The 25,516-nt window shown below is 65.9% G+C and carries 27 protein-coding genes; 11 read left to right on the forward strand and 16 right to left on the reverse strand.

Annotated elements, in window-relative coordinates; all coding sequences use genetic code 11:
• Nucleotides 1-54: 54 nt before the first annotated feature.
• Entirely contained in the window at nt 55-1,890 is a 1,836-nt protein-coding gene (locus tag JL11_RS04145; protein WP_054764543.1) for a cation:proton antiporter domain-containing protein, read from the reverse strand.
• 155 nt (nt 1,891-2,045) lie between these two features.
• Between JL11_RS04145 and JL11_RS04150 the strand changes: the two genes are divergently transcribed.
• Complete coding sequence (locus JL11_RS04150) at nt 2,046-4,166, forward strand: M13 family metallopeptidase (protein WP_054764544.1); 2,121 nt, start codon at nt 2,046-2,048, stop codon at nt 4,164-4,166.
• Between the two features lie 369 nt (nt 4,167-4,535).
• Here the strand turns inward: JL11_RS04150 and hisS are convergent, their stop codons facing one another.
• The gene (gene hisS, locus JL11_RS04155) at nt 4,536-6,026 is read right to left on the reverse strand and encodes a histidine--tRNA ligase (RefSeq protein ID WP_054764545.1); all 1,491 of its coding nucleotides are present in this window, start codon (nt 6,024-6,026) and stop codon (nt 4,536-4,538) included.
• A 127-nt stretch (nt 6,027-6,153) separates the two neighbouring features.
• On the opposite strand from hisS, the gene JL11_RS04160 reads away from it, so the two are divergent.
• Both JL11_RS04160 and JL11_RS04165 read left to right on the forward strand, forming a co-directional pair.
• Nucleotides 6,154-6,381 carry a hypothetical protein gene (locus tag JL11_RS04160; protein WP_231681395.1) on the forward strand — a complete coding sequence of 76 codons (228 nt, stop codon included), beginning with the start codon at nt 6,154-6,156 and terminating at the stop codon, nt 6,379-6,381.
• Complete coding sequence (locus tag JL11_RS04165; protein ID WP_054764546.1) at nt 6,378-6,959, forward strand: hypothetical protein; 582 nt, start codon at nt 6,378-6,380, stop codon at nt 6,957-6,959. The genes JL11_RS04160 and JL11_RS04165 overlap by 4 nt, the downstream gene beginning before the upstream one ends.
• Nucleotides 6,960-6,969: 10 nt before the next feature.
• Here JL11_RS04165 and hslV read toward each other — a convergent pair whose 3' ends face one another.
• Nucleotides 6,970-7,524, reverse strand: a complete 555-nt coding sequence (hslV, locus tag JL11_RS04170; protein WP_054764547.1) for an ATP-dependent protease subunit HslV — start codon at nt 7,522-7,524, stop codon at nt 6,970-6,972.
• Between the two features lie 237 nt (nt 7,525-7,761).
• Here hslV and JL11_RS04175 point away from each other — a divergent pair, with 237 nt between their 5' ends.
• Nucleotides 7,762-8,181, forward strand: coding sequence for a BLUF domain-containing protein (locus JL11_RS04175; protein WP_054764548.1), 420 nt, complete (start codon nt 7,762-7,764; stop codon nt 8,179-8,181).
• A gap of 51 nt (nt 8,182-8,232) precedes the next feature.
• The gene (locus JL11_RS04180; protein WP_054764549.1) at nt 8,233-8,970 is read left to right on the forward strand and encodes a HesA/MoeB/ThiF family protein; all 738 of its coding nucleotides are present in this window, start codon (nt 8,233-8,235) and stop codon (nt 8,968-8,970) included.
• A 10-nt stretch (nt 8,971-8,980) separates the two neighbouring features.
• On the opposite strand, the gene JL11_RS04185 is transcribed toward JL11_RS04180, so the two are convergent.
• Nucleotides 8,981-9,232, reverse strand: a complete 252-nt coding sequence (locus tag JL11_RS04185) for a hypothetical protein (RefSeq protein ID WP_054764550.1) — start codon at nt 9,230-9,232, stop codon at nt 8,981-8,983.
• 116 nt (nt 9,233-9,348) lie between these two features.
• Nucleotides 9,349-10,335: a 2-hydroxyacid dehydrogenase gene (locus tag JL11_RS04190; RefSeq protein ID WP_054764551.1), complete on the reverse strand. Its 987-nt coding sequence runs from the start codon at nt 10,333-10,335 to the stop codon at nt 9,349-9,351.
• Nucleotides 10,336-10,398: 63 nt separating this feature from the next.
• Here JL11_RS04190 and JL11_RS04195 point away from each other — a divergent pair, with 63 nt between their 5' ends.
• From JL11_RS04195 to JL11_RS04210, 4 genes are all read left to right on the forward strand, one after another.
• The gene (locus tag JL11_RS04195; protein ID WP_224761158.1) at nt 10,399-10,971 is read left to right on the forward strand and encodes an SH3 domain-containing protein; all 573 of its coding nucleotides are present in this window, start codon (nt 10,399-10,401) and stop codon (nt 10,969-10,971) included.
• A gap of 78 nt (nt 10,972-11,049) precedes the next feature.
• A complete protein-coding gene (gene fabA / locus JL11_RS04200) occupies nt 11,050-11,586 on the forward strand; it encodes a 3-hydroxyacyl-[acyl-carrier-protein] dehydratase FabA (RefSeq protein WP_054764552.1) in 537 nt (178 codons plus the stop codon).
• Between the two features lie 65 nt (nt 11,587-11,651).
• On the forward strand, nt 11,652-12,869 hold the full coding sequence (fabB, locus tag JL11_RS04205; protein WP_054764553.1) for a beta-ketoacyl-ACP synthase I: 1,218 nt from the start codon (nt 11,652-11,654) through the stop codon (nt 12,867-12,869).
• Between the two features lie 103 nt (nt 12,870-12,972).
• Nucleotides 12,973-14,700, forward strand: a complete 1,728-nt coding sequence (locus JL11_RS04210) for an ATP-binding protein (protein WP_054764554.1) — start codon at nt 12,973-12,975, stop codon at nt 14,698-14,700.
• Between the two features lie 86 nt (nt 14,701-14,786).
• On the opposite strand, the gene dut is transcribed toward JL11_RS04210, so the two are convergent.
• Both dut and coaBC read right to left on the reverse strand, forming a co-directional pair.
• Nucleotides 14,787-15,245 (reverse strand): dUTP diphosphatase, encoded by a 459-nt coding sequence (gene dut, locus JL11_RS04215; RefSeq protein ID WP_054764555.1) that lies wholly within the window; start codon nt 15,243-15,245, stop codon nt 14,787-14,789.
• The gene (gene coaBC / locus JL11_RS04220; RefSeq protein ID WP_054764556.1) at nt 15,242-16,465 is read right to left on the reverse strand and encodes a bifunctional phosphopantothenoylcysteine decarboxylase/phosphopantothenate--cysteine ligase CoaBC; all 1,224 of its coding nucleotides are present in this window, start codon (nt 16,463-16,465) and stop codon (nt 15,242-15,244) included. The genes dut and coaBC overlap by 4 nt, the downstream gene beginning before the upstream one ends.
• A gap of 108 nt (nt 16,466-16,573) precedes the next feature.
• Here coaBC and JL11_RS04225 point away from each other — a divergent pair, with 108 nt between their 5' ends.
• Entirely contained in the window at nt 16,574-17,101 is a 528-nt protein-coding gene (locus tag JL11_RS04225; RefSeq protein WP_224761159.1) for an S-type pyocin family protein, read from the forward strand.
• Between the two features lie 42 nt (nt 17,102-17,143).
• A complete protein-coding gene (locus JL11_RS04230) occupies nt 17,144-18,004 on the forward strand; it encodes a haloacid dehalogenase-like hydrolase (RefSeq protein ID WP_054764558.1) in 861 nt (286 codons plus the stop codon).
• Nucleotides 18,005-18,006: 2 nt separating this feature from the next.
• Here the strand turns inward: JL11_RS04230 and JL11_RS04235 are convergent, their stop codons facing one another.
• From JL11_RS04235 to JL11_RS04270, 9 genes are all read right to left on the reverse strand, one after another.
• Nucleotides 18,007-18,354 carry a PilZ domain-containing protein gene (locus JL11_RS04235; protein ID WP_054764559.1) on the reverse strand — a complete coding sequence of 116 codons (348 nt, stop codon included), beginning with the start codon at nt 18,352-18,354 and terminating at the stop codon, nt 18,007-18,009.
• A 112-nt stretch (nt 18,355-18,466) separates the two neighbouring features.
• On the reverse strand, nt 18,467-18,787 hold the full coding sequence (locus JL11_RS04240; protein ID WP_054764560.1) for a 2Fe-2S iron-sulfur cluster-binding protein: 321 nt from the start codon (nt 18,785-18,787) through the stop codon (nt 18,467-18,469).
• Nucleotides 18,788-18,947: 160 nt separating this feature from the next.
• Nucleotides 18,948-20,081 carry an adenine methyltransferase gene (locus tag JL11_RS17355; RefSeq protein WP_156314144.1) on the reverse strand — a complete coding sequence of 378 codons (1,134 nt, stop codon included), beginning with the start codon at nt 20,079-20,081 and terminating at the stop codon, nt 18,948-18,950.
• Nucleotides 20,078-21,337, reverse strand: a complete 1,260-nt coding sequence (locus JL11_RS17360; RefSeq protein WP_231681397.1) for a hypothetical protein — start codon at nt 21,335-21,337, stop codon at nt 20,078-20,080. Before JL11_RS17360 ends, JL11_RS17355 begins: the two co-directional genes overlap by 4 nt.
• Nucleotides 21,338-21,400: 63 nt before the next feature.
• The gene (locus JL11_RS17095) at nt 21,401-22,891 is read right to left on the reverse strand and encodes a DGQHR domain-containing protein (protein WP_082382583.1); all 1,491 of its coding nucleotides are present in this window, start codon (nt 22,889-22,891) and stop codon (nt 21,401-21,403) included.
• A gap of 157 nt (nt 22,892-23,048) precedes the next feature.
• Nucleotides 23,049-23,360, reverse strand: coding sequence for a gamma-glutamylcyclotransferase family protein (locus JL11_RS04255; protein ID WP_054764562.1), 312 nt, complete (start codon nt 23,358-23,360; stop codon nt 23,049-23,051).
• Nucleotides 23,302-24,491 (reverse strand): IS3 family transposase gene (locus JL11_RS04260; protein ID WP_165906610.1). Its coding sequence is split into 2 segments (ribosomal slippage): nt 23,302-24,239 and nt 24,239-24,491, totalling 1,191 coding nucleotides; the frame shifts between segments, so codons are not numbered across the junction. Before JL11_RS04260 ends, JL11_RS04255 begins: the two co-directional genes overlap by 59 nt.
• A 60-nt stretch (nt 24,492-24,551) precedes the next feature.
• Nucleotides 24,552-24,674 (reverse strand): hypothetical protein, encoded by a 123-nt coding sequence (locus JL11_RS18070; RefSeq protein WP_257720139.1) that lies wholly within the window; start codon nt 24,672-24,674, stop codon nt 24,552-24,554.
• Between the two features lie 34 nt (nt 24,675-24,708).
• Nucleotides 24,709-25,506, reverse strand: coding sequence for a succinate dehydrogenase iron-sulfur subunit (locus tag JL11_RS04270; RefSeq protein WP_054764563.1), 798 nt, complete (start codon nt 25,504-25,506; stop codon nt 24,709-24,711).
• Nucleotides 25,507-25,516 lie beyond the last annotated feature (10 nt).

Here is a 25,516-nt window from a genome sequence, read left to right on the forward strand (position 1 = left end):
TGACGAAAATGGGTCGGCCGATTTTTCTCCTGTGAGGCGAGAGAATATTCAAGGTTAACTTTCAAGCTTGGCTGTATTGATTTGGGACATTCTCAACGCGCGGGTGGTTCTACTGCGTCCTCCTGCGGGCATGGCGGCCTGGAAGGCTTTGCGGAATTGTTCGCGCTTCTCATGGATGGAGACCAGGACCCGGCCCATGGGCACGCCCAGATCGACCAGGGTGTTCTCGGCCAACTGCAAACTGGCCTCGGTCGTCTCCGGCACCGCGTCCGTCACGCCCAGGGCGTACAGGCGCGCCGCATGTTGGTCGTCGCGCGCACGGGCGATCAGGATCAGATCCTCGCGCAGGGCGCGGGCCGCCGTCACCACCTCATCAACCTTGCCCGGCGCGTCCATGGTGACGATCAGGGCGCGGGTGGTCTGAACCCCGCAATGGGACAGCATCTCGGGCCGGCCGGCGTCGCCGTAGAAGACGTCGAACCCGTCCCGACGCCCCGCCGCCACGGCCGCAGCGTCCGTGTCCAGGGCGATGAAGGGCTGGTCGTGCGCCTTCAGCAATTCGCCGATCAGGCGGCCGACGCGGCCGAAGCCGACGACGATCACCGCCCCGTCCGCCTGTTCCGGCGGCGCGGCGCCCTCTGGCGTGGTCGGGCGGTCGGGGGCCTTGGCGCGCGACAGCCTCTGGCCCAGCAGGGCCAGAAGCGGGATGGAGAAGATGCTCAGGGTCGCCGACAGGGCCACTGTGCTGGTCAGGGCGGGCGGGGCGATGCCCTCCACCATGCCGGTGGCGAAGACGACGAAGGCGAACTCGCCCGCCGGCGCCAGCACCAGGGCCGTCTCCAGGGCGGGCCGGGCGCCCATGCCCCACAGCCGGGCCAGGGCGAAGATGACGCCGGTCTTGACCACTGTGACGGCCAGGGCCAGGCCGAACAGCAGGACCGGATCGGCCGCCACCGCGCCCAGGTCCAGCCCCAGCCCCACCCCGACGAAGAAGACCCCCAGCAGCAGGCCCTTGAAGGGCTCGATCGACACCTCCACCTCGCGCCGGAACTCGGTTTCGGCCAGCAGCACCCCGGCGACCAGGGCGCCGATGCTCATCGACAGGCCGACCGCCTGGGCCGCCAGGCCGGCGCCCACCACCACCAGCAGGCTGGCGGCGACGAACAGCTCCCCGCCCTGGGCCGCCTTGCGCGCCCGCGCCACCGACCGGAACATGGGCCGCAGCACCACCCGGCCCAGCAGCACCAGAAGGCCCAGGCCCATCGCCGCCGGGACCAGGGTGAACAGGGCGCGGCCCAGGACGGCGGGGTCCAGCGTTCCCCCGCCCTGGGCCAGGGCCGCCATCACGCTGACGGTGATCAGAATGGGGGCCACGGCCAGGTCCTGAGCCAGCAGGACGGCGAAGGTGGATCGGCCGACACTGGTCTTCAACCGTCCGCCCTCGGCCAGAACCGGCATCACCACCGCCGTCGACGACAGGGCCAGGCCCATGCCCAGGACGGCCGCGCTGACCAGGCTTTGGCCGAGCAGCATGAACAGGCCCGCCAGCACCAGGGTGCAGGCCGCCACCTGCATCAGCCCCAGGCCGAACACCAGCCGTCGCAGGGCCCGCAGCCGTTCCCACGACAGCTCCAGCCCGATCATGAACAGCAGGAAGGCGACTCCCAGCTCCGACAACTGGGCCAGCTGGCCGGGGTCGCTGATGGTGAAATAGGACAGCCAGGGCAGCCGGTCGGCGAAGCGCGCCAGGCCGTCGGGGCCCAGCACCACCCCTGCGGCCAGGAAACCCAGGACGGGGCTGATCTTCAGACGATTGACCAGGGGCACCATGACCCCGGCGGCCGCCAGAAACACCACCAGATCCTTATAGTCGCCGCCGTGCGTCTGCATTCGCCCTCCGAGCTCTGCCGGCATGTGACCCGGAACCGGCGCCTGTGGCGAGAGGTCGCGGCGCTTTCATGAACTTTTTTTAAGGCGACAGGCCCCGCGTCGGGTCTAGGGTCCGCTCCGACCCGCCCGTGGGGGGTGGAACCGAGGATAGAGTGATGAAAAGACTGCTTATCGGGGCCGCGGTCGGCGCCCTTCTGCTGCCGGCCGCCGCCCTGGCCCAGGACGTCGATCACGACCACGCCTGCCTGGACGAAACCTGCTCCGTCGTCTCGCTCTTCTCGGGCGAAGAGACCGCGGCGGGCTGGCAGGGAACCCAGGCGCCCAAGTACGGGACCTGGGGCTTCGACATGGCCGGCCGCGACACCTCGGTGAAGCCGGGCGACGACTTCTTCCGCTACGCCAACGGGACCGCGATCGACAAGATCGTCATCCCATCGGACCGCACCAGCTACGGCTCCTTCGCCCTGCTGCGCGAACTGTCCGACAACCGGATGAAGGAGCTGGTGCTGGGCCTGGCCGCGCGCACCGATCTGACGCCCGGCTCCGACGAGGCCAAGGTGGCTGACGCCTATCGCTCCTACATCGACGAGGCGCGGATCGAACAGCTGGACGCCCAGCCGCTGCAGCCCTATCTGGCCGCCATCCGCGCCGCCGACAGTCATGAGAAGATGGCCGTCTACATGGGCCAGACGGTCGGCCGTTTCGGCGGCTCCTTCTTCGGCAGCGGCATCACCATCGACGCCAAACAGCCGACGCGCTACGTCGTCTCCACCGGTCAGTCGGGCATCGGTCTGCCGAACCGCGACTATTATCTGGACGCCCGCTACGCCGACAAGAAAGAGAAGTACCAGGCCTATGTCGCCGACATGCTGGGCATGATCGGCTGGGCCAATCCGACCGAGACCGCCGCCCAGATCGTCGCCCTGGAGACCAAGATCGCCGAGGCCCACTGGAGCCCGGTCGAGAACCGCAACCGCGACCGCACCTACAACGAATACACCATCGCTCGCTTGGCTGAAGACGCGCCGGGCTTCGCCTGGCAGTCCTATTTCGACGCGGCCAAGCTGGGCGGCGTTCCGCGCCTGATCGTGCGTCAGGACACGGCCATGCCCAAGATCGCGGCCATCTACGCCGAGACGCCGGTCGAACTGCTCCAGGCCTGGGAAGCCTTCCACACCGCCGACGACATGGCGCCCCTGCTGTCCAAGCGGTTCTCGGACGCCCAGTGGGGCTTCCGCGCCCGCGACCTGTCGGGCCAGCCCGAGCAGCGCACCCGCGAGAAGCGCGCCATCTCCTTCGCCGAGGGTTCGCTGGGCGAGGCGACGGGCCGGCTCTATGTCGCCCAGTACTTCCCGGCCGAATCCAAGGCCAAGATGGAAGAGCTGGTCGCAAATCTGCGCACGGCCCTGTCGCACCGGATCGACAACCTGACCTGGATGGGCGACGAGACCAAGGCGGCCGCGCAGGAGAAGCTGCGCAAATTCACCGTCAAGATCGGCTATCCCGACAAGTGGCGCGACTATTCGGGTCTCGAGATCCGCGCCGACGACCTGGTCGGCAACGCCGAGCGTCGCGGCCTGTTCGAATGGAACTACGATCTGGCCCGCCTGGACGAGCCGGTCGACAAGTCCGAGTGGGGCATGACCCCCCAGACGGTCAACGCCTACTATAACTCGGCCAATAACGAGATCGTCTTCCCGGCCGCCATCCTGCAGCCGCCCTTCTTCGATCCGAACGGCGACCCGGCGGTCAACTACGGCGGCATCGGCGGGGTGATCGGCCACGAGATCGGCCACGGCTTCGACGACCAGGGCTCCAAGTCCGACGGCGACGGCGTGCTGCGCAACTGGTGGACGGCCGAGGACAAGGCCAATTTCGAAGCCCTGACCGCCCGTCTGGGCGCCCAGTACGCTACCTATGAGCCGATCGCCGGCTATAAGATCAATCCGGGCCTGACGATGGGCGAGAACATCGGCGACGCCTCGGGCGTGGCCGTGGGTCTTGAAGCCTATCACCTGTCGCTGAACGGCCAGCCGGCCCCGGTGCTGGACGGCACGACCGGCGACCAGCGCTTCTTCTACGGCTGGGCCCAGGTCTGGCAGTCGAAATATCGCGACGAGGCCCTGAAGCAGCAGGTCGCCACCGATCCCCACTCGGCCGCCCAGTTCCGGGTCATCGGCCCGCTGCGCAACGTCGACGCCTGGTACGACGCCTTCGACGTCCAGCCGGGAACCAAATACTATCTGACGCCGGAAGAGCGCGTCCGCATCTGGTAGGTCGCCGGATCGCAAAACGGGAAAAGGCCGGGGTTCGCCCCGGCCTTTTTTCATGAGCCCTTGGACACATCAGACTGAAAATTTGTCGATGGCCGCGACAGTTTCTCCGAATTTCGATGTCGGCCTGGACTCCAGACGCGAAAAAGCCCGCTGCGGGGGATACATCGCAGCGGGCTTTCGCGCTCTTTAAAGAGCGGACGTTTCCTCCCCGAAACGCCTTCGAGTGCTGCGCGCTTGAGCAACGCTTGCCCTCGAGTGAGTTCATTTGACGCAACCCCGCCGAGGTCGTCAACGGGCTTCTCGGACGGAATCGAACTTTCTTCGACTTATCGTCGATAACTAACCCTGCCCAGAGTTATTTATCGAAGCTTATTCGATAATGGCCCGAAGGGCGCCGACCAGCCCCGTTCGGGCGACACGCATTTGCCCCGGCCGTTGCGCCTTCCAGGCGTCATTGTCGGCGATGGCGGCGGCGGCGGCGCGCCCGGCGTCCAGATCCTTGATCGTGACCTCGCCGGCGGCGATCTCGTCCCCGCCCAGGATGACGACCGCAGGCGATCCGCGGCGGTCGGCGTATTTCATCTGGGCCTTCATCCCGGCCCGTCCCAGATAGAGTTCGGCCGCGATCCCCGCGCCGCGCAGTTCGGCGACGGCCGTCAGATAGTGGGCCATGTCCTCTTCAGAGAAGACGATGACCACGACCGGCCCGCGCACGGCGTCCTCCGCGCCGCGTCCGGCCGCGCGCAGGGCGGAGGCGAGGCGCGAGACCCCGAAGGAGAAGCCGGTCGCCGGGGTGCTCTGGCCGGTGAAGCGCGCCACCAGGTCGTCGTATCGGCCGCCGCCGCCGATGGAGCCGAACCGCACCGGGCGGCCCTTGTCGTCGGTCGTCTCCAGCAACAGCTCCGCCTCGAAGACGGCGCCGGTGTAATATTCAAGGCCCCGCACGATGGTGGGGTCGAACTTCACGGCGTTCTGGCCCGCCGACATGGCGTTCAGCGCCCGGTCGATCGCCGCCAGCTCGTTCAGCGCCGCCTCGCCCGCCGCCCCCAGGTCGCCGGACCGGGCCACCGCCTCCAAGGTCTCTGCCCGGGACAGGCCGGGCGTGTTGGCGGACGCCAGGAAGGCCTCGATTGCGCCCTTCACCTTTGCGGGCAGATTGGCGCCCTTGGTGTAGTCGCCGGACTCGTCCAGTCGCCCTTCGCCCAGCAGCTGGACCACGCCTTCCCAGCCCAGTCGGTCGAACTTGTCGATGGCGCGCAGGGCCGTCAGCCTCTGGCCGGCCTCGGTCACGCCCCCCGCGTCGAACAGGCCGTCGAACAGTTTTCGGTTCGAGACGCGGATCTGGGCTTGACCAGCGTCCAGGCCGGCGGCGGCCAGGCCTTCGCAGGCCATGGCGATGATCTCGGCGTCGGCCTCGGGCCGATCCGAGCCGACGGTGTCGGCGTCGCACTGCCAGAACTCCCGGAACCGGCCCGGACCCGGCTTTTCGTTGCGCCAGACCGGCCCATAGGCGTAGCGGCGGAACGGCTTGGGCAGAGTCTCCCAGGTCTGGGCGGCGAACCGGGCCAGGGGGGCGGTGTGGTCGTAACGCAGGGCCATCCATTCGCCCGGCTCGTCCGAACCCGCATCGTCCTGCAGGGCGAACACCCCCTCATTGGGCCGGTCGGCGTCAGGCAGGAACTTGCCCAAGGCGTCGGCGTATTCGAAGGCCGGCGTCTCCAGCGGCTCGAAGCCCCAGCGCTCATAGACTTCGGACACGCGCGCCACTAAGCGGCGTTCGGCGGTCAGGTCGCGGCCGCGCTTGTCGGCGAAACCGCGTGGATTGCGGGCGAGGGGGCGAGGAGGGGCGGCGTCGGTCATGCCGGGCGCTTAAGCCAAGGGGCGGCGCGGCGCAAATGGTCCGGCGCCGAGCGGCGGCGCCCTCTTCGCGTCAGTCTGTGCAATGCACTGACCCTAAAGGAAAAACACCCACACAGACGGAACGGGCGTGGGCCGTCGCCGTTTCAGCGCCATGATCCCCCACGCCCTCGTCTTCACGCGGACCTGCAGAACCTCCGACCGGCGAACCATCCGGTGGTATGAGTGCGAACTGGTCGACGACCAGGGCGCGCGTCGTCTGCGCAACCGGGCCTTCTTTTCGCTGGACGAGGCCAAGTCCTGGGCCTCGTCCGAAGGCTATCCGGTGGATGACGCCGACATCCAGGACGCGCGATGATCGGCGCCGCCCCCTCGGGTCCGCTCGACGCCTCGGCCTTCGACACCCCGCGCATCCTTCTGGCCGGCGCCGTAGACTACGCCATGTACGACCGGTTCCGCGACCGACTGACCCAGGCGCCCGACAGCGGCCTGGTGGTGATCGAACTGTCCACCCTGGGCGGCGATCCGGAGGTGGCGCGGATGATGGGCGAGGACGTGCGGTTTCAGAGCGACATCAATCCCGCGCGCCGGCTGGTCTTTCTGGGCAAGGCCGCCATCTATTCGGCCGGCGCGACCTTCATGAGCTTTTTTGCGGTGGAGAACCGCTATCTGACGCGCGGCGCTCGGGTGATGATCCATGAGCGAAAGATGGACAAGACGCTCCATATCGCCGGGCCGCTGACCACCTGCATCGCCTCGGTCAAGGCGATGTTGAACGAGCTTGAGCACTCCATCGCCATTCAGAACGAAGGGTTCGAGAACCTGGTGCGCGGCAGCGCCGTCACCATGGACGAGGTGCTGCGGCGCGCGCCGGAGAACTGGTACATCGAGGCTCAGGAGGCGAAGGCCCTGGGCCTGGTCGCCGACGTGCTCTGACCTGGCGGCGTCAGTTCCCCAGGGTCTCCACCGTCAGATTGCCGTTGGTGTAGACGCAGATTTCGGCGGCGATCTTCATGGCCTTGCGGGCGATCGCCTCGGCGTCCAGATCGGTTTCCTCGATCAGGGCGCGGGCCGCCGACAGGGCGTAGTTGCCGCCCGAACCGACGGCCGCGACCCCATGCTCCGGCTCCAGCACGTCGCCCACGCCGGTGACGGTGAAGATCGACGTCTTGTCCGCCACCAGCAGCATGGCCTCCAGCCGCCGCAGATAGCGGTCTGTGCGCCAGTCCTTGGCCAGATCGACGCAGGCCCGGGCGAGCTGGTCCGGGTACTGCTCCAGCTTGGCCTCCAGGCGTTCGATCAGGGTGAAGGCGTCGGCCGTCGCCCCGGCGAACCCCGCCAGAACCTTGCCGCCGGCCAGGGTCCGCACCTTTCGCGCCGCGCCCTTGACGATGGTCGGTCCCATCGAGACCTGACCGTCGCCGGCGATCACCGTGCGGCCGTTTTTGCGAACCGCCAGTATCGTGGTGCCGTGCCAGTCGGGAAAATTGGATTGGGTCATGGTCCGCAGATGGAGCGGCGGCCCGTCGCGATCAAGCCTCGCTCGCCTGTTGAGGGGTGTGTCACATTTCCTTGGCCTTACCTGGCTACCGCAGAGGTTCCGGCGTCCGTCAGCCTTAACCTAAGCGAGAGCGGCGCCGGCCGCAGTGTGCGATGGGTCGAACCAAGGGGGCTTCGTTAACCCTCTCGCTCCTAGAGCCTTTTTCGTCGGTCGAGTTGTTAAGCGTATGAGTACCCTATGAGTTTGTTTCGCATCTTCTATGTCAGCGACGCCGTGGGCGACGCGGGCGCGGGGCTTCTGCCCTTGATCGACATCATCGGGGCCTCGGATCGGAACAATCGGCGCGACCACGTGACCGGTTTCCTGCTGCGGCATCAGGACCGATTCTTCCAGCTGCTGGAAGGCGGGCGGGTTGATCTGGAGCGGTTGATGGGCCGGCTGGCGGCCGACCGCCGTCATCAGAATATTCGGGTCCTGGTCGATACGCCGGTGGACCGGCGTCTCTTTCCGCAATGGGCCATGGCCCAGATCGACCCCCTGCCCAGTCTTGAACCGATCTTGACCCGTTTGGCCGGGACGCGGCCCCTGTCGGAAGTGACCTTCGAAGTGGATCAGGTGATCGCCGACGCCCGTCTGGCCCTCGACGGGACGCGCTGACGGGGCCGCACGCGCCATTCCACCGCCCTCGCCGACGGTCTAGAGACGGGCATGGCCTTTTCTGACGATGAAGTCGAACGCTACGCCCGCCATCTGGTGCTGGCCGAGGTCGGAGGGCCGGGGCAGCAGGCGCTGAAGCGCGCCCGCGTCCTGGTCGTCGGCGCGGGCGGGGTCGGAGCGCCGGCCGCCCTCTATCTGGCGGCGGCGGGCGTCGGGACGTTGGGCCTGATCGACGACGACGTCGTGGCCCTTTCCAATCTTCAGCGTCAGATCCTTTTCGCCACCGCCGACGTGGGTCGGGCCAAGGTGGAGGCGGCGCGGGACCGATTGGCCGGCCTCAATCCGCATGTCGCGATCCAGACCTTCGCCGAACGTCTGACGCCCGAAAACGCAGCGCGCCTGATCGCCGACTTCGATCTGGTTCTGGACGGGACCGACGACTTCGCCACGCGCCATACGGTCAACGCCGCCTGTGTGGCGGCGGGCAAGCCCCTGGTCTCGGGCGCCCTGGGTCGGTGGAGCGGTCAGGTGGGGGTGTTTGCGGGTCGGCCCTGCTATCAGTGCCTGACGCCCGAGGTTCCGCCGGATGCGGAGACCTGCGCGCGCGTGGGGGTCGTCGGCGCCCTGGCGGGGGTGATCGGTTCGATGGCCGCCCTGGAGACGATCAAATGGATCGTAGGCGCGGGCCAGAGCCTTCAGGGGCGGCTGCTGATCTATGACGGCCTGGCGGGAACGGCGCGAACGGTGCGGATCGCGCCTGATCCCGCATGCCCGGTCTGCGGCGGCTGATTTGTCCGACTCAGGCGGCGGTTTCGAACCGCACGTCGTCCAGGGCCAACTCGGGCAGGGGAGCGGCGAAGCCCAGGGCAGGATTGCTGAGCACCGTCACCAGCCGCTCGCCGCAATAGAGGCAAAGAGTTTCGAATCCCGGCCAAGTCGCCGCCACATCGGCCAGGGCCCGGTCGGCGGCGCGATCGTCCTCGGCCTTCAGAACGCAGATGTCACGCACCGGAACACCCGGCAGGTTGACGATACAATAGTAGGAGTCCAACGCACGCTTCCCTTACAGGCCGCCGAAACGATCCCTGATCGCGGCGGTTCCTCCAGTGATCGGCGTTTTCGACAGGGGTGTGAGGCCCCCCCGACAGTCCTGTGAAATCGCAGGTCCTAAAGCATCGCCGGAATGACCCGGTCGGGCGGGCGATGGCCGTTCTGGAAGGTCATGACATTGGCGATGACCCGGTCGCCCATGTCCTGGCGCGCCTCCAGCGTCGCCGAACCGAGGTGGGGCAGGAGGACGACGTTGGGATGGCCCATCAGGCCCGGATGAATGGCCGGCTCATGTTCGAATACATCCAGGCCCACGCCGGCGATCGCCCGCGCCGCCACCGCCTGGGCCAGAGCCGCCTCTTCGATCAGTTCGCCGCGCGCGGTGTTGATCAGGATGGCATGGGGCTGCAGCCGCGCCAGGCGTTCGGCCGACAGAAGATGATGGGTCTCCCGTGTGGCTGGACAGTTCAAGGAGACGATGTCCATCCGCGCCAGCATCTGGTCCAGGTCGTCCCAATAGGTGGCGCCCAGCTCCTCGGCGATCAGGTCCGAGACGGGCTTGCGATTGTGGTAATGCACCTGCAGGCCGAAGGCCTTGGCGCGACGGGCCAAGGCCTGGCCGATCCGGCCCATGCCGACGATCCCCAGCCGCTTGCCCCACAGCTTGCGCCCGCACATCCAGGTCGGGGTCCAGCCCTCGAAACGGCCTTCGGCCACCACCTGGGCCCCTTCGACGATGCGGCGGCTGACGGCCAGGATCAGGCTCATGGCCAGGTCGGCCGTATCCTCGGTCAGGACGCCGGGCGTATTGGTGACGATGATGCCGCGCGCCACGGCCGCCTCGACGTCGATATGGTCGACCCCGGCGCCGAAGTTGGCGATCATCTTCAGCTGTTCGCCGGCGCCGTTGATCAGGTCTGCGTCAATGAGGTCGGTGATGGTGGGCGCCAGGACCTCCGCCCGCTGAACCGCCGCCTCCAGCGCCGCCCGGTCCATCGGCTGGTCCTTAAGGTTCAGCTCGGCGTCGAACAGTTCGCGCATCCGCGTTTCGACCGCGTCCGGCAGGCGTCTGGTTAATACGACCTTAAGCTTGCGAACGGACATTGCGGGCCTTGGTTAGCGGGCGATGGTTCAGGATCGAAGCCCGCGCGACGGGTCGTTCCAACTGTGTCTAGCAAAGCCGCCGCCATCTTCCAAAGCCTGCGACGCCGCACCGCCGTCGCCCTGGCCGTTCTGGGCCTGGGGGTGATGGCCGGCGCCGGCGCGACCATGCCCGATGGGCGCCCCACCCCGACGGGGCTGGAGGTGCCGCGCTGGATCTCGCTGAAGTCCTCCCACGTCCGCGCCCGACAGGGGCCGGGGTTGGATTATCCGATCCTGTGGGAGTATCGCGCCGCCGGCCTGCCGGTCCAGGTGATCGCCGAGACGACCGAATGGCGAAAGATCTGCGATCCGGACGGGGCCGTGGCCTGGATTCACCGCACCGTCTCTTCCGGCCGCCGCTATGTCTTCAACACCTCGGCCGAAGAGGTGATGATCCACGCCGGCAAGTCCCAGGCCTCGGCCGTCCGTGCGCGCCTGTCGCCCCGGTCCCTGGTGTCCCTGGACGAATGTGAGGACGGCTGGTGCCGGGTGCGGGCGCGCCGCCTGCGCGGCTGGATTCAGGAAAGGGCCGTCTTCGGCGTCCAGCAACGCGCGCTATGCAACGCCAACCGGCCTGCGGGAACCGGTCGAGGCTGAAGGTCGACGACCGCCGGTGTTGAGCGAAGCGGCGCGGTCGTGTAACCCGCAGGCAACAGCAGACCTGACGGAACCGCCTTGACCCAGTCCCAATACCCCTCGTCCTTCGATCACGAGGCCCTGCTCGCCTCCGGGCGCGGCGAACTGTTCGGTCCCGGCAACGCCCAGCTGCCCGCTCCGCCCATGCTGATGTTCGACCGGATCACCCAGATCACGGCCGACGGCGGCGCCCACGGCAAGGGCTATGTGGAGGCCGAGCTGGACATCCACCCCGACCTTTGGTTTTTCCAGTGCCATTTCATCGGCGATCCGGTCATGCCCGGCTGCCTGGGCCTGGACGCCATGTGGCAGCTGGTCGGCTTCTATCTGGGCTGGATCGGCGGCCCCGGCCGCGGCCGCGCGCTCGGCGTCGGCGAGGTCAAGTTCACCGGTCAGGTGACGCCCGACATCAAGAAGGTCGTGTACAAGATTGACCTGAAACGGGTGATCAATCGCAAACTGGTGATGGGCATAGCCGACGGCGTGCTGGAGGCCGACGGCGAGGTGATCTACACCTGCAATGACATGCGGGTGGGACTCTTCGGCGCCGCCAAGGACGAGCAGGCGGCCGCCTGAACCCCTATATAACCGCGGACAGCGCGGAAGACCCCAGGGTCGAGAAGCTAGAGTAAGGAAACACCATGCGTCGTGTCGTCGTCACCGGCCTGGGCATCGTCTCTTCCATCGGCCACGGCGCCGAAGAGGTGACCCAGTCCCTGCGCGAAGCCCGGTCGGGCGTCGTCCATGCCCCCGACCACGCCAAATACGGTTTCCGCAGCCAGGTCTGGGCCCCGCCCAAGATCGGCCCGTGGGAGGAACTGGTGGACCGCCGCGCCGCCCGCTTCCTGGCCAACGGCACGGCCTGGGGCCATATCGCCTTCGAAGAGGCGCTGAAGTCGTCGGGCATGACGGCCGAGGAAATCCGGGACGACCGCATCGGCCTGATCGTCGGCGAGGGCGGCCCCTCGACCCAGGTCATCCTTCAGGCCGCCGCCACCACCATCGAAAAGACCTCGCCCAAGCGCATCGGGCCGTTCGCGGTGCCGAAGGCCATGGCGTCCGGCCCCTCGGCCGTGCTGTCGACCTGGTTCCAGATGCGCGGCGTCAACTATTCGATCAGCTCAGCCTGCGCGACCTCCGCCCACTGCATCGGCGCCGGGGTCGAACAGATCCAGTGGGGCAAGCAGGACGTGGTCTTCGCCGGCGGCTGCGAGGACATCGACTGGTCCATGTCGAACATGTTCGACGCCATGGGCGCCATGTCGTCGAACTTCAACGAGACCCCCTCGGTCGCCTCGCGCGCCTATGACGTCAACCGCGACGGCTTCGTCATCGCCGGCGGCGCCGGCATAGTGGTGCTGGAGGAATACGAGCGGGCCAAGGCGCGCGGCGCGACCATCTATGCCGAGGTCACCGGCTATGGCGCCAATTCCGACGGCTATGACATGGTCGCCCCCTCGGGCGAGGGCGCCCAGCGCTGCATGAGGATCGCGCTGGAACAGGCCGGCAACCCGAAGATCGACTATCTGAACCCGCACGGCACCTCGACCCCGGTCGGGGATTCGAAGGAGATGGAGGCCGTGCGCGCCGTCTTCGGCGATCAGATGCCGATGATCTCCTCGACCAAGTCCCTGACGGGCCACTCGCTCGGCGCGGCGGGCGCTCAAGAGGCCATCTACTGCCTCTTGATGATGCAGAACGGTTTCGCCGCCGAGAGCGCCCATATCGAGACCCTTGATCCGGCCTTCGAGGGCATGCCGATCCTGCGTCAGCGCCACGAGGGCGAGCTGACCCACGTCATGTCCAACAGCTTCGGCTTCGGCGGCACCAACGGGACCCTGATCCTGTCGAAGGTGTGAGACGCGCAGGGGCGACCCTCCGACCCTAGGTAGTGTCCCTCGGCCCGGCGAAAGCCGCGGTTAGGGAATCCCGTGCATGCTGCAGGCCGGGAGAAACACAAGAATGCACGCGCGTTACGCACGGATCGCCGAGGCCAGGCAACGCGAGATTAAGGTCAGGGTCGGCTTCGCCGTCTTCATCGCCTGCACCGTCTGGGCGCTAGCGCCATCGAAATGGCCGGCGATCTGGCTGGCGCTGGTCTTCGCCGGACAGTCGGCCGACTGGATCGTCTTCGGCGCCATCCGCAGGCTGGGAGGGGGAACGCCCTCGCGGGGGCTCAGGATCGCCGCCTGCATCAGCCTGTTCGTAAACAGCGTCTTCTATTCCGCCATCGCCGCCTATCTGTGGGCGGACGGGGGTGGGTCCCAGATGGTGTTCGGCAGCATCCTAATCGCAGGGGCGCTGCTTCATGTGACCATACACCTCTATCATGAGCGTGAAATCCTCATCAGCGCCGCCACGCCGCCCGTCGTCTACTTTCTGGCCCTGCCCGTCATCCACGGCTATGTCCTGGGCCAGCCGACCGATCTTCTCGTGGCCGTGGGTTGCGTCCTGTACATGACCCATCTGCTGGTCGCGGTGCGGCAGAGTTCACAGACCAACCGCGCCATTCAGATCGCCAACGACCGAGCTCAGGAGGAGCGCCGCAGGGCCGAGGTGGCCAGCGCCGCCAAATCCGACTTCCTCGCCGTGGTCAGCCACGAAATCCGCACCCCCATGAATGCGGTGGTCACTTCGGCCAATCTGTTGGAACGGTCCCAGCTCGATCCGGCGCAGAAAGAGCACGTGGTGATGCTCAAGGACGCCAGCGAGGTTCTGATCGGCCTGTTGAACGACGTTCTCGACTTTTCGAAGATCGAGGCCGGAAAGATGGAGCTGGAAGAGGCGCCCGTCGATCTGGCGGACAAGCTGAAGGCTCTCGAGCGGATGTGGGCGCCCAAGGCGCAGGCCGCCGGCGTCGCCTTTGAGGTCTCCCTGCCTGACGACCTGCCGCGCCACGTGCGGACCGATCCGCTGCGGCTGCAACAGATTCTGTTCAATCTCGTCTCGAACGCCGTCAAGTTCACGGCGACGGGACGGATCGAGGTCCGGGCCCGCTGGAACGCCGCCCTGGGCCGGTTGACCGTCGCGGTGACCGATACCGGATGCGGTATTCCCGACGACCGCCTGCCCTATGTCTTCGACGTGTTCGAACAGGTCGATGCGGGGGTGACGCGCCGGCACGGGGGCTCAGGCCTCGGCCTGGCCATCACCTGCAAACTGGCCCAGCTGATGGGCGGGTCCGTGTCGGTCGAAAGTCGATTGGGAGAAGGCTCTATCTTCACGGTCGATCTGCCGATGGGGATCGCCGCCGCCCCCTCGGCGACCCTGGCGGTCAGCGCACCCTCGACCTTCGCACACGGGCTGGACATTCTGGCGGTGGACGATCACCCCGTGAATCGTCGGATCGTGGCCCTGCTGCTCGAGCCCATGGGGTGTGTCCTGACCTTCGCCGAAAACGGTCAGGAGGCTGTGGAGGCGGCGGCCCTGCGCCGGTTCGACGCCATTCTGATGGACATGCAGATGCCGGTTATGGACGGATTGACGGCGACGCGGGCCATTCGCTCGGACGGGCCCAATGCCGGCACGCCGGTCATCGCCCTGACGGCCAACGCCCTGGAGACCCATCGCGCGGCCTGGGCGACGGTGGGGGTGGACGACTTCGTCACCAAGCCGATCGACCCGGCGCGCCTCGCCTCGGCGCTGGAGGCGGCCGTGCGAGGCGAGGCCGCCGTGGCCGCGACGGCCTGAGCGGCGCGCAATCGGATCAGCGCGCCGGGGCGGCGCCGTCTCCGACAAGGCCGGCCTGAGGCCGTGGTCCCGCCTTCAGGTGAGCCCTACCGCCCCGTCGAACCGAACCCCCCCGCGCTCCGCGCGGTGTCGTCCAGGGTCTCGACTTCGATCCAGTCCGCCCGTTCGTGTTTGGCGATCACCAGCTGGGCGATGCGTTCGCCCCGGCGAATGACGAAGTCTTCATCGCCGATATTGGCCAGGATGACCCCGCACTCGCCGCGATAGTCGCTGTCGATCGTGCCCGGCGCATTGGGGCAGATGATCCCGTGCTTCAGGGCCAGGCCCGAGCGGGCGCGGACCTGGGCCTCATAGCCCAAAGGCAGGGCGATCTTCAGCCCCGTTGGCACCAGGGCGCGCCGGCCCGGCGCCAGGGTCAGGGGCTGGTCCTCGGGCACGGCGGCGCGCAGGTCCATGCCCGCCGACCCGGCCGTCTCATAGGCGGGCAGGGGCAGGCCCTCGGCGTGGGGCAGGCGCAGGATCTGAACGGAGACGGCTTCGGTCATTGGGCGCTCTTGAAATGGTCGGCGATACGGTCGGCCAGGGCCTGGGCGACGGCGGTCTTGGATTGGCGGGGCCAGACCTCGGCGCCCTGGGCGGTGACCAGCAGAACGGCGTTGCCGTCGGATCCGAACACCTCGTCGGACACGTCGTTGCCGACGATCCAGTCGCAGCCCTTCCTCGACAATTTGGCGCGGGCGTTGGCCTCGAGATCGGTGGTCTCGGCGGCGAAGCCGATGACCAGGGCGGGCCGGTTCGGTCCCGGCGCGGCGACCCCGGCCAGAATGTCCGGGTTCTCGATCAGGGCCAGGGTCGGCGGCCCGCCCGGCCCCTTCTTGATCTTGCCCCCGGCGACGGTGTCCACCCGCCAGTCGGCCACGGCGGCCGACAGAACGGCGATGTCGGCCGGCAGGGCGGCTTGCGTCGCCGACTGCATCTCCAGGGCGCTTTCCACCTCGATCCGAGTGACGCCGGGCGGAGCGGACAGGGCCGTGGGGCCGGACACCAGCGTCACCTCCGCCCCCCGCTGGGCCAGGGCGACGGCGACGGCGTAGCCCTGTTTGCCGCTGGAGCGATTGGTCAGGCCGCGCACCGGGTCGATCGGCTCGAAGGTGGGGCCGGCCGTGACCACCGCCCTTCGTCCGGCCAAAGGTCTGGGGCCCGTCAGCAGGTTCTGGATCGCCTCCACTATGGCCGCCGGCTCGGCCATTCGGCCGGGTCCGTACTCGCCGCAGGCCATCTCGCCCTCCTCCGGCCCGACCACGGCCGCGCCGTGGAAGCCGGGGAAGGATTTCAGCCGCTCCATATTGGCCTGGACCGCCGGATGCTCCCACATCCGCACATTCATGGCCGGCGCCAGCAGCACCCGCTTGTCCGTGGCGATCAATGTGGTGGAGGCCAGGTCGTCGGCGATTCCATTGGCCGCCTTGGCGATAAGCCCGGCCGTCGCCGGCGCCACGACCACCAGATCGGCCCAGCGCGACAACTCGATATGGCCCATGCTGGTCTCGTCGTCCGGGTGGAACAGGCCGGACCGCACCGGATGGCCGCTGAGCGCCGCCAGGGACAGGGGGGTGACGAACTCGGCCCCCGCTTCGGTCAGGATAACCCGGGTTTCGCCGCCCGCCTTGGCGATCAGACGCACCAGCTCCAGCGCCTTATAGGCCGCTATGCCGCCGCCGACGATCAGCAGCACCTTTCGGTCGGTAAGCGCGCGCATGTCCATGGCCCCGCTCTAGCGGTCTCAGGCGACGGCGTCGAGACGATCGAAAAGAACATTGTGCGAACAATCGAGTTGTGCTTACGTCGCCCTAAGCGAGTGTCGGAGGGGAAGATGATCGCGCTGAGGATAAGAGGGGCCGTTCCGGTCTCGTTTGGCTTGATGCTGTGCGGCGTTATGGGTCTGGCGGCTTGCGACAACAGTTCGGCGGTGCAGACGCGGGATCGGACGGCGTCGGCGCCCGTCGGGGCCGGCGATCCGTCGTCTGGGTCGGTCGAGGCGCCGGCGGCGGAAACGGCCAAGCCGGTCTTGACCGCCAGCCGGCGGGAAACGGTGGACGCCAAGATCGCCCGCCTCTATGCGCGCAACGGCGCCGATTTCGGCGCGACCTCGGCCGAAGCCTATCTGGACAAGGTGACCGCCTTCACCACCCGGCCGCCCGGCGACGCCGAGACCGTGAAACGGCCGAACGGCGACACCCTGATCTATCAGGCCTCGACCAACACCTTCGCCGTGGTGGCCAAGGACGGCACGCCCCGCACCATGTTCAAACCGACCACCGGGGCCGACTACTGGGCCGAGCAGAAGGCGGCGGCCCCGACCTTCGGTCAGAGGCGGAGATCGACGCAGGAGGCCGGCTGATATAGAGGGCGGGGTTCCCTGCCGATCTTCCGGACCTCGCCCATGGCTGACGCCCCCTCTGCCGCGCCCCCGCTCAAGACCGCCCTGATCTATGATTTCGACGGGACGCTGGCGCGCGGCAACATGCAGGAGGTCAGCTTCATCCCCTCGGTGGGCATGGACGTCGGCGCCTTCTGGGGCGAGGCCGAGGCCCTGACCAAGGACGCCGACGGCGACGGCATACTGATGTACATGCAGCTGATGCTGCACCATGCGCGCCAGAACGGCGCCCCTGTGACGCGCGAGACCCTGCGTCGCCACGGCGAGGCGGTGGCCCTGTTCGAAGGTCTGAAGGACCTCAGCTGGTTCGACCGGATGAACGCCTTCGGCGCCCGATACGGGCTGGAGATCGAACACTATATCGTCTCGGCCGGGCTGGAGGAGATGATCGACGGCACGCCGATCCGCCCCGCCCTGACCCACGTCTTCGCCTCCCACTATGTCTATGACGAAAAGGGCGAGGCGGCCTGGCCGGCGGTCGGCGTCAACTACACCACCAAGACCCAGTATCTGTTCCGCATCAACAAGGGGGTGAAGAACCACTGGGAGCACGAGCGGATCAACCACTTCATCCCCGACGACCAGCGGCCGGTCCCCTTCGACCGGATGATCTTCATCGGCGACGGCGACACGGACGTGCCGACCATGAAGATGATGCACACCAAGGGCGGCTTTTCGATCGCCGTCTATGACCCGCGCTCGAACGAGAAGGACCAGAAGAAGGTCTATTCCCTGATCTCGGAGGACCGGGTCAATTTCGTCGCCGCCGCCGACTATCGCGAGGGGTCTGCCCTGGACCTGATCGTCAAGGGGCTGATCGGCCGGATCGCCATCAACGCCGGGGCCATGCCGGCGGGGATGTAGGCCTAGCGGCCCCCGGCCCTCACCCAGGCGTCGCGCGCCCCGGCCAGCCGGGCGGGCGCCAGGCCGCGCAGGGATTTGGCGCCCGTCTGTTTCAGACCCGCCTCCTGCCCCTTTTGCCAGACCAGGGCCGCCTCATAGGCCAGGCCCTCGGCCACATCGATCACCACCACCTGGGCGGGCAGGGCCGCGCTGCGGTCCAGCCTCAGCCGCATTCCCGTGTCCGACAGATCGACGATGACGCAGACCGTCTCCAGCCCCGCCGCGCTGACCACGCCGCGCGCATTGACGGTGCGACGAGCCTCGCCGCGTCGATCGGCGGGCAGGGCGGGCTTGGATCCGAACAGACGCATGGGGAAACTCGGCCTTGGAAACACTGCCGTCCTGCAACGCGCACCGACGACAAAGGCGCCGGGCGGCCTGACCTCAGTACGGGGTCTTGGGGCGGGTTCTTAGGGCGGGTTCTCAGTGCTGGTTCTGCGGCAAGCGCACGACCAGGCCGTCCAGCGCCTCCGACACCCGGATCTGGCACGACAGCCGGCTGTTGGGCTCGACCTCCTCGGCGAAGTCCAGCATCGACTCCTCCATGGCCGAGGGTTTGCCCGTCGCCTCGCGCCAGGCTTCATCCACATAGACATGGCAGGTGGCGCATGCGCAGGCCCCGCCGCAATCCGCATCGATCCCCGGCACATTGTTCCGGATCGCGCCCTCCATGACGGACAGCCCCGGTTTCACGTCGACCACGTGCTCGGTTCCGTCATGCTCGATATAGGTGATGCTGGCCATGCGCCGCTCATATCAAGCCGGGGCGATGGTGCAAGGGAGTATGGAAAGGGGCGGGACCTTTGAAGCGGAGTGCATGAGACGGAACCTCACGCATAGCGGCGGGTCGAAGCGTTCGCTTTCGGCGCGAACGCGGGGACAATGTACCCTACAGCAGGCTCTCTTAACGCGGGGAAAGTCTCAAGATTAGCTCGACGGTATTCTGTCGAGCAGCGCGGTGGGTGCGATTTCCACCTAAGGTCGACATCCGGCTTGAAACTTTTTCCTCGACAATACTGTAGTGAACCGAAGCCAGATCTCGAAGATCGTCGCCTGAAATACCGGTCGACGCTCCGTTAGCCGGAAATGTTACAATCGCATCCGCCCCTACCGAAGCTAGTTCGGCGAACAGCGATGAGAATGCGGAAGGCGCTTTCGTGGGAATGCTGAAGTCGGATGCCGGACGTTCGGAAGGAGCTGGATACCGACCGCTTCCCGACACGTCACCGACCGTGCCCCGCGCTAGGCTTTCAAGCACATGATAAAAGCGGCTGTAGTGCACGCTTGAATAGGGTGGATCTAGGAAGGCGAGCCAACCCTCGGAGAGCTTTCGAGAATGCGCAGCAGCCGGGCCAATGGAACTTTGTCCCAAAGTTAGAGCATACCGCTGTCCCAGCTCGGACGCTACACGGCTCACCGAGCTCAACGGGTCCTTTCGCCATGCTTCGCGAAGAAAGGGGCCTGCCGTCTCGTTGGCTTTAAACGGTTGAGCGGTGTGTCCCGGTGCCGCTGCACAGGTGCTTGCGGCTGAGATAAGTGCACCCAGGCCGACCTTTGATAAGTCGGCCTGCGGGGGCAAAGAGGCTCGTAGCCCGTCTAGGATAAGCGCTTGAGCAGGCGAAAAATACCAGCCGCCGTAGGCCCTGCAAAAGGGTCGCTCATGGGTACGACACAGCTCTCGGCTTTCATCTGCAAGGCCGCCAATGTCGCCGGTGGCCAGACGCGACTGAATCCTTATCGCCTCTTTCCAAGAACTTGATCGTTCTGCGAACATGCGAGCTTCAGAAAACCAGCCGTCGATCCAATTGTCGGAATCAACTGCTGACACCCGCCCGACAACGCTGTCTGCAAGCGCAACGGCGAACTTCTGGAGGTCACCAGCCAGAACTGGCACAGAAAATCGCTCGGCAACATGGCAGGCAACGGTTCCCGACCCTGTAAAAAGATCGGCAAATCCTACTGCTTTTGGGGCGCTAGAGGCGATTACTTCCCCGAGGCCGTTCAAGAGCATGGACCGTTTTGAGCCCATGTACTTCAAGCGGTTAAACTCCACAATCCGATGCGCTCTGCCTCTGACACAATTGGCATTCGCTTCGCCGCCCTGCTTAGCCAGCCTCCCGAACCGACACCGGCCTTGAGGTCCATAAAATCGACGAGCTCGTACTCGACGTCGAGCCAAAGGTCACCCAAGAAATCGAGAGGCGCAGCTGATGGCCAAAATCCTCTGGCCACCGCTATGTCATCCAGCCAGGGACGTAGGGCACCTTCTGCGACAGGAAGACCCGCATCAACCATGTTTGAATGCGTAAATGCCGTTGCGAGGCGCAACAGAAGCAGTGCCCGAGAAAGCATTTCCGTCGGGCCCGCTTGTGGTCCTGATCTCAACGCTAAGGAGATTATGAGCGGGCGATCATCAACTTCCGGGATCGCCAAGAAGGCTTTCGGAACGATAGCCTGGATTTGAGCTGGGAGGCGTTCGTATTCCTTTCCAATTTGGCCCGCGAGATAGTCAATTCCATCGTGAGCTAAATTGTGGAGGCTCTGAAGTAGACGGCGAATTAGGTACGCATCAACGCGGTCAAACTGACTTGCCCCGGCCGGTTGGAACAGATCCCAAAAATTATCGACGAAATCGATGTGCTCTTCGGGTGCATTCGGAAGACTGTTGAGGGCGGTCGGATAGTAGCTTGATCGGTTGCGAGACAGCTTGTCATCGCGGCCTTGCTTGAGGTCCGCACCCCAACTGGCGATCAGACCAGACGCGACAGCTTCCGGCGCATATCCGGGCCAAATTTCCTTCAGAATGTCATGGAGCGACGCGCCTTGTATCCGGACCAGTTGAAGGAAAGACGCTGCCAAAACCGTGTTGGCACTCCAAGTCTCCAAGGAGTCCCAGACTGCCGTGTGCGTCCCTTCGCCTCGTTTCGCGGGAGGCGAGCCATCCGCCTTAGGCTCGAGCGGAATGATCGCTCCCTCAGCATCAACGGCGAAGTTGATGCCGTCAACTACACCGACACCCAAATTTGCGAGAAGGCTGAGCGCTGCTCTCAACTGAGCATAATAAGCGAGGTGGCGTGCAGCGTGGGGGTCGCCCGATAGCAGCGCGGATAACGATCTGGAAACATATGACCAGCCGTCCATGCAGTGGTTTGGTGCCGACGCTGCTAAGATTTTGATGATCTGATCAGGGGCCAAGGCCTGAAACTCGGGCCAACGCTTGGGCAGCGCACCGTCGTAACCGGGTTTGGTCGGATCCAGCCATTGCGTAATCGGTTTGCCGCCGAACTGGGCCATCGCCGCCATAACATGAGCGCGATCAGCCAAGGCGAGCGAAGCTGCAGATATTGAGCTCACTAGCTATTCCAGTTCGCTCAAAACGACGGAAGCAATCACAGCGATTGGGCCCTCGCTTTGTGCAAGCGTCTCTAGGGTGTCATTCCTGAGCGCGACATAACCTCCGCTACCTCGATAGATCCGCTTCTGATCCTTTTGCTCCTTTTCTAATCCTGGTCCGTCAAACGATCTCCAGTCTGCGCTTGCGAGTTCGTTGGCCAGACTGACCATGTAGCCGTGGAAATGTGCCTTCTGGATTGAACCCAGTGCCTCGGTAACGTCATCAAGGCTAGTTTCCGGGTTTTCGACCCGTGACTCTCGCCAAACGTCCAACCTCCAATCGGAGGCCTTTCGGAAAAAGATCTCGTTCGCGACGCCGAGCAGCGCGCGTATACCCATGTCTTGGTTCAGCAGATTTCGCCGATCAGCCAAGGCCTTTTCAGCGTCGCCAAATGCACGGATCCACGCGTGTTTTGTTTCGCCCTCTTTAACCTCAGCTATGAACAGCCGCCCAAGTTCGATCACGAACGCTGCTTGTTGTGCGCGAGACCATTCAAGAGGTTCATCTGCTGGCAAGATAGGAGCGCTAAACAGCCCCCTTCGACCGGTGCCTCTCCCGGTTGCCATCAGCGTCGCGAGCAATGCTCTAATCCAAGCGGCCTGGCTAACCGTGCCTGCGCCCTTCTCGCCAAGCATGTTGATGCGGTCCATCCAAGGACTGGCAGGGTGGGACTGGAGTATTGAGGTTAGCTCTTGGGCACGCGCTTCTCGATAAACCGTGAGTTCACCGACACGATCAAGCCATTCCTCCCCTCGCAAGAGCGGATAAAGATCGAAGGCGTGGCTGGGGTTGATCCGCTTCGGCGATACGTTGATCGACCAGAATAGGTACGCTTGCCACGCGATGTCCAAGCCGACAAAGGCGACCACTGGAAATGAGAAGTCGTCGGGAATTTCTTGGTCACCAGTCGCGGGGTCGAATGCCCAAAGGCGATGTTGGCCATCGATTACTTCAAACGGCGCGAGACTGGTTTCTTCGTCGAGATCTGTCTGGTCTGGAATCTGAAGGAAGAAATTGCCGTTCTGTTCGGTCAACGCGACTGCATGTCGGTCCGCGAGTTTCCGCCCGCGGCGCTCATCATCTGGCCGGAGAATATTGACCACGATAGCAGTGGGTAGCCAACCGGGCTTCCGAAGTCCCAGCATGTCCGTGGTGCGCTGCGGTTCTTTCAGGTCACCGTAGGGATAGCCGAACTTCACGTATTCACGGATGCGAGCAGTCCGGGCTTCGTCTCGAGCTCGTTGGATACCCTCAGGACCACCATGATCATGGCTGCGCCGATACACGTCGCAGAGTTGCCTAAGCTGCGCGGCCGGCATCGCGAACATGAGCATGAACTGGTCCGGCTTGCGGCGGGGGGCGGCGTCTCCATAAGGAAACGTGTCCCACTGTTCCAACCATTGCTTAAAGCGGATAACCGGCACGCGCGCGGTTACCGTGTGCGGTTCTTTCATTGCTCCCCCTCAGACTAGCAAGCTTTTTAGCAGCACCCGCACGGGTTGCCACCCCATTAACTTTGACGACAAAGCGTGCTCAACGTCCAACGACACTACGCTGAATTTTTAGCCTTGGGGTCTCTTGTGAATGGCCGAATCTGGCGCAATCCCACCCTCACTCCTCCGCCGCCACATACACCCACGCCCCCACGCCCGCCTCCGTCGTCACGCGCACCCGGCGATAGGCCTCGCCCTCATAGGCGTCGGCGGCGGTCAGGTCGGCGGGGGTCACAGGATAGAGGCGGCCGGGGACGGGCGGGGCGGCGTCCGGCGTCGGGATCAGGATCGGATAGTGGATCAGGCCGGTCTCGGCCGTGATCTGGGGATCTTCGACGGGGATGTGCGACAGGTGACGTGACCCCCGTTTCTCATCCAGCCATAACGAGAGTCCTAGGTTGATCTGAGCTGTGATCGGCTGGGTTGGCAAGAGGCCGGTCTGCGCAGCCATCAACCAGCGCAGCAGGCCGGCCGATGTGTCCGGTGAGCGCTTCTGCATAAGCCTGCGGCGTCAGCCACCCGAGCTTCGAGTGCGGACGCTGCTCGTTGTAATCGCGTCGCCACGCCTCCAGCACGGCGCGAGCGTGCGGCAGCGAGCGGAACAGCGTCTCGTTCAGCAGCTCGTCACGCAGCCGCCCGTTGAAGCTTTCGTTGAAGCCGTTCTGCTGGGGCTTGCCCGGCGCGATGTAGTGCCAGCCGACGCCGGTGTCGTCGGCCCAGGCCAGGACCGCGTTCGAGGTGTACTCCGTGCCGTTGTCGCTGACGATGGTGTCGGGCCGCCCTCGCTGCCGGATGACGGCGTCCAACTCCCGCACGACCCGCGCGCCCGACAGCGAGGTGTCGGCCACCAGCGCCAGGCACTCGCGCGTACAGTTATCGATCACCGTCAGGATGCGGAAGCGCCGCCCGTCCGTCAGCTGGTCTGCGACGAAGTCCAGCGACCAGCGCTGGTTGGGCGCCAGCGGCAGGTCCAGCGGTCGCCGCGTGCCCATCGCTCGCTTCCGGCCGCCGCGCCGGCGCACCGTCAGTTGCTCGTCGCGATAGATCCGCTGGACCCGTTTCCTGTTGACCGCATGGCCCTCGCGCCGCAGCAGCACGTGCAGGCGACGATAGCCGAACCGTCGACGTTCCTGGGCCAGGGCCTTCAGCCGGTCGCGCAGAGCGCCGTCGTCCGGGCGCGTCGCCTGATAGCGCACGCTCGTCCGATCGACGCCCAGAACACGGCACGCCCGCCTTTCGCTCATCTCGTAGGCGGCCTGCAGATGGCCAGCCGCCTCGCGATAGCCGGCGGGCGTCACCACTTTTTTCCCAGCAGGTCCTTCAGGGCCACGTTGTCCAGCATCGCGTCCGCCAGCATCCGCTTCAGCCGGGCGTTCTCATCCTCGAGCGCCTTGAGCCGCCGAGCCTCCGACACGTCGAGCCCGCCAAACTTGGCCTTCCATTTGTAAAAGGTCGCCGAGCTGACCCCGTGGCGTCGGCACACCTCCGCCGTCGCTACACCGGCCTCCTGCTCCCGCAGGATCCCGATGATCTGCTCTTCCGTGAACCTCGATCGCTTCATTCTGTCCGTCCTTCGTTGGGCGGACTCTAGCTATTCCTGGAGGAGTTTCAGGGGGTCACGTCACAGGCGAAAACCGCTCAGTCGGTCCGGGGCGCCGGGCCCCAGGTCGCGGCCGAAGACGGCCGTCTGGACCGCCGGGTCCTGAAGCGTGCCATAGGCGAACAGCAGGCTCCCGGCGGTCATGGACGCGGCGTCGGCGGCGGCCAAGCCGTCTGGATCAGGCCGCCTGTTTCTTGCGGCCGGGGGCGACCATCAGCTTCTTGGTTTCGGCGATGGCCTTGGCCGGGTTCAGCCCCTTGGGGCAGACCTGGGCGCAGTTCATGATGGTGTGGCAGCGGTACAGTTTGAACGGGTCTTCCAGGTCGTCCAGACGTTTCTGGGTGGCGTCGTCGCGGCTGTCGGCGATCCAGCGATAGGACTGCAGCAGGGCCGCCGGGCCCAGATATTCCTCCTGGTTCCACCAGTAGCTGGGGCAGGAGGTGGAGCAGCAGGCGCACAGGATGCACTCGTACAGGCCGTCCAGCTTCTCGCGCTCGGCCGGGGTCTGGAGCCGTTCCTTCTCGGGGTCCGGCTCGTCCGACTGGAGATAGGGCTGGATCGAGTCATACTGGGCGTAGAACAGGCTCAGGTCCGTCACCAGGTCCTTGACCACCGGCTGGTGCGGCAGGGGGGAGATGGTGATGTTGTGCGAGGCGCACTCGTCCCAGCCCTTGGTGCAGGCCAGGGCGTTGCGCCCGTCGATGTTCATCGAGCAGGAGCCGCAGATCCCCTCCCGGCACGAGCGCCGGAACGACAGGGTCGGGTCGATGGTGTTCTTGATGTGGATCAGGGCGTCCAGCAGCATCGGCCCGTGATCGTCGGACGAGACCTCATAGACGTCCCAGCGCGGGTCGGCGTCGACCTCGGGGTCGTAGCGGTAGACCTTGTAGGTCTTGACGTTCTTGGCGCCGGCCGGGGCCTTGTGGACCTTGCCCTTGGTGGGCTTGGAGCCGCGGGGGAGGGAGAGTTGAACCATCTGCGTTCGA

Origin of the sequence: Brevundimonas sp. DS20 (assembly GCF_001310255.1) — a bacterium.
Classification (GTDB): Bacteria; Pseudomonadota; Alphaproteobacteria; order Caulobacterales; family Caulobacteraceae; genus Brevundimonas; species Brevundimonas aurantiaca.

Excerpts from the sequence above, each read along its gene's own strand:
- JL11_RS04145 (WP_054764543.1), bottom strand. The coding sequence starts at position 1,890 with ATGCAGACGCACGGCGGCGACTATAAGGATCTGGTGGTGTTTCTGGCG.
- JL11_RS04150 (WP_054764544.1), top strand. The coding sequence starts at position 2,046 with ATGAAAAGACTGCTTATCGGGGCCGCGGTCGGCGCCCTTCTGCTGCCG.
- hisS (WP_054764545.1), bottom strand. The coding sequence starts at position 6,026 with ATGACCGACGCCGCCCCTCCTCGCCCCCTCGCCCGCAATCCACGCGGT.
- JL11_RS04165 (WP_054764546.1), top strand. The coding sequence starts at position 6,378 with ATGATCGGCGCCGCCCCCTCGGGTCCGCTCGACGCCTCGGCCTTCGAC.
- hslV (WP_054764547.1), bottom strand. The coding sequence starts at position 7,524 with ATGACCCAATCCAATTTTCCCGACTGGCACGGCACCACGATACTGGCG.
- JL11_RS04175 (WP_054764548.1), top strand. The coding sequence starts at position 7,762 with ATGAGTTTGTTTCGCATCTTCTATGTCAGCGACGCCGTGGGCGACGCG.
- JL11_RS04180 (WP_054764549.1), top strand. The coding sequence starts at position 8,233 with ATGGCCTTTTCTGACGATGAAGTCGAACGCTACGCCCGCCATCTGGTG.
- JL11_RS04190 (WP_054764551.1), bottom strand. The coding sequence starts at position 10,335 with ATGTCCGTTCGCAAGCTTAAGGTCGTATTAACCAGACGCCTGCCGGAC.
- fabB (WP_054764553.1), top strand. The coding sequence starts at position 11,652 with ATGCGTCGTGTCGTCGTCACCGGCCTGGGCATCGTCTCTTCCATCGGC.
- JL11_RS04210 (WP_054764554.1), top strand. The coding sequence starts at position 12,973 with ATGCACGCGCGTTACGCACGGATCGCCGAGGCCAGGCAACGCGAGATT.
- dut (WP_054764555.1), bottom strand. The coding sequence starts at position 15,245 with ATGACCGAAGCCGTCTCCGTTCAGATCCTGCGCCTGCCCCACGCCGAG.
- coaBC (WP_054764556.1), bottom strand. The coding sequence starts at position 16,465 with ATGGACATGCGCGCGCTTACCGACCGAAAGGTGCTGCTGATCGTCGGC.
- JL11_RS04225 (WP_224761159.1), top strand. The coding sequence starts at position 16,574 with ATGATCGCGCTGAGGATAAGAGGGGCCGTTCCGGTCTCGTTTGGCTTG.
- JL11_RS04230 (WP_054764558.1), top strand. The coding sequence starts at position 17,144 with ATGGCTGACGCCCCCTCTGCCGCGCCCCCGCTCAAGACCGCCCTGATC.
- JL11_RS04235 (WP_054764559.1), bottom strand. The coding sequence starts at position 18,354 with ATGCGTCTGTTCGGATCCAAGCCCGCCCTGCCCGCCGATCGACGCGGC.
- JL11_RS04240 (WP_054764560.1), bottom strand. The coding sequence starts at position 18,787 with ATGGCCAGCATCACCTATATCGAGCATGACGGAACCGAGCACGTGGTC.
- JL11_RS17360 (WP_231681397.1), bottom strand. The coding sequence starts at position 21,337 with ATGGCCCAGTTCGGCGGCAAACCGATTACGCAATGGCTGGATCCGACC.
- JL11_RS17095 (WP_082382583.1), bottom strand. The coding sequence starts at position 22,891 with ATGAAAGAACCGCACACGGTAACCGCGCGCGTGCCGGTTATCCGCTTT.
- JL11_RS18070 (WP_257720139.1), bottom strand. The coding sequence starts at position 24,674 with ATGACCGCCGGGAGCCTGCTGTTCGCCTATGGCACGCTTCAGGACCCG.
- JL11_RS04270 (WP_054764563.1), bottom strand. The coding sequence starts at position 25,506 with ATGGTTCAACTCTCCCTCCCCCGCGGCTCCAAGCCCACCAAGGGCAAG.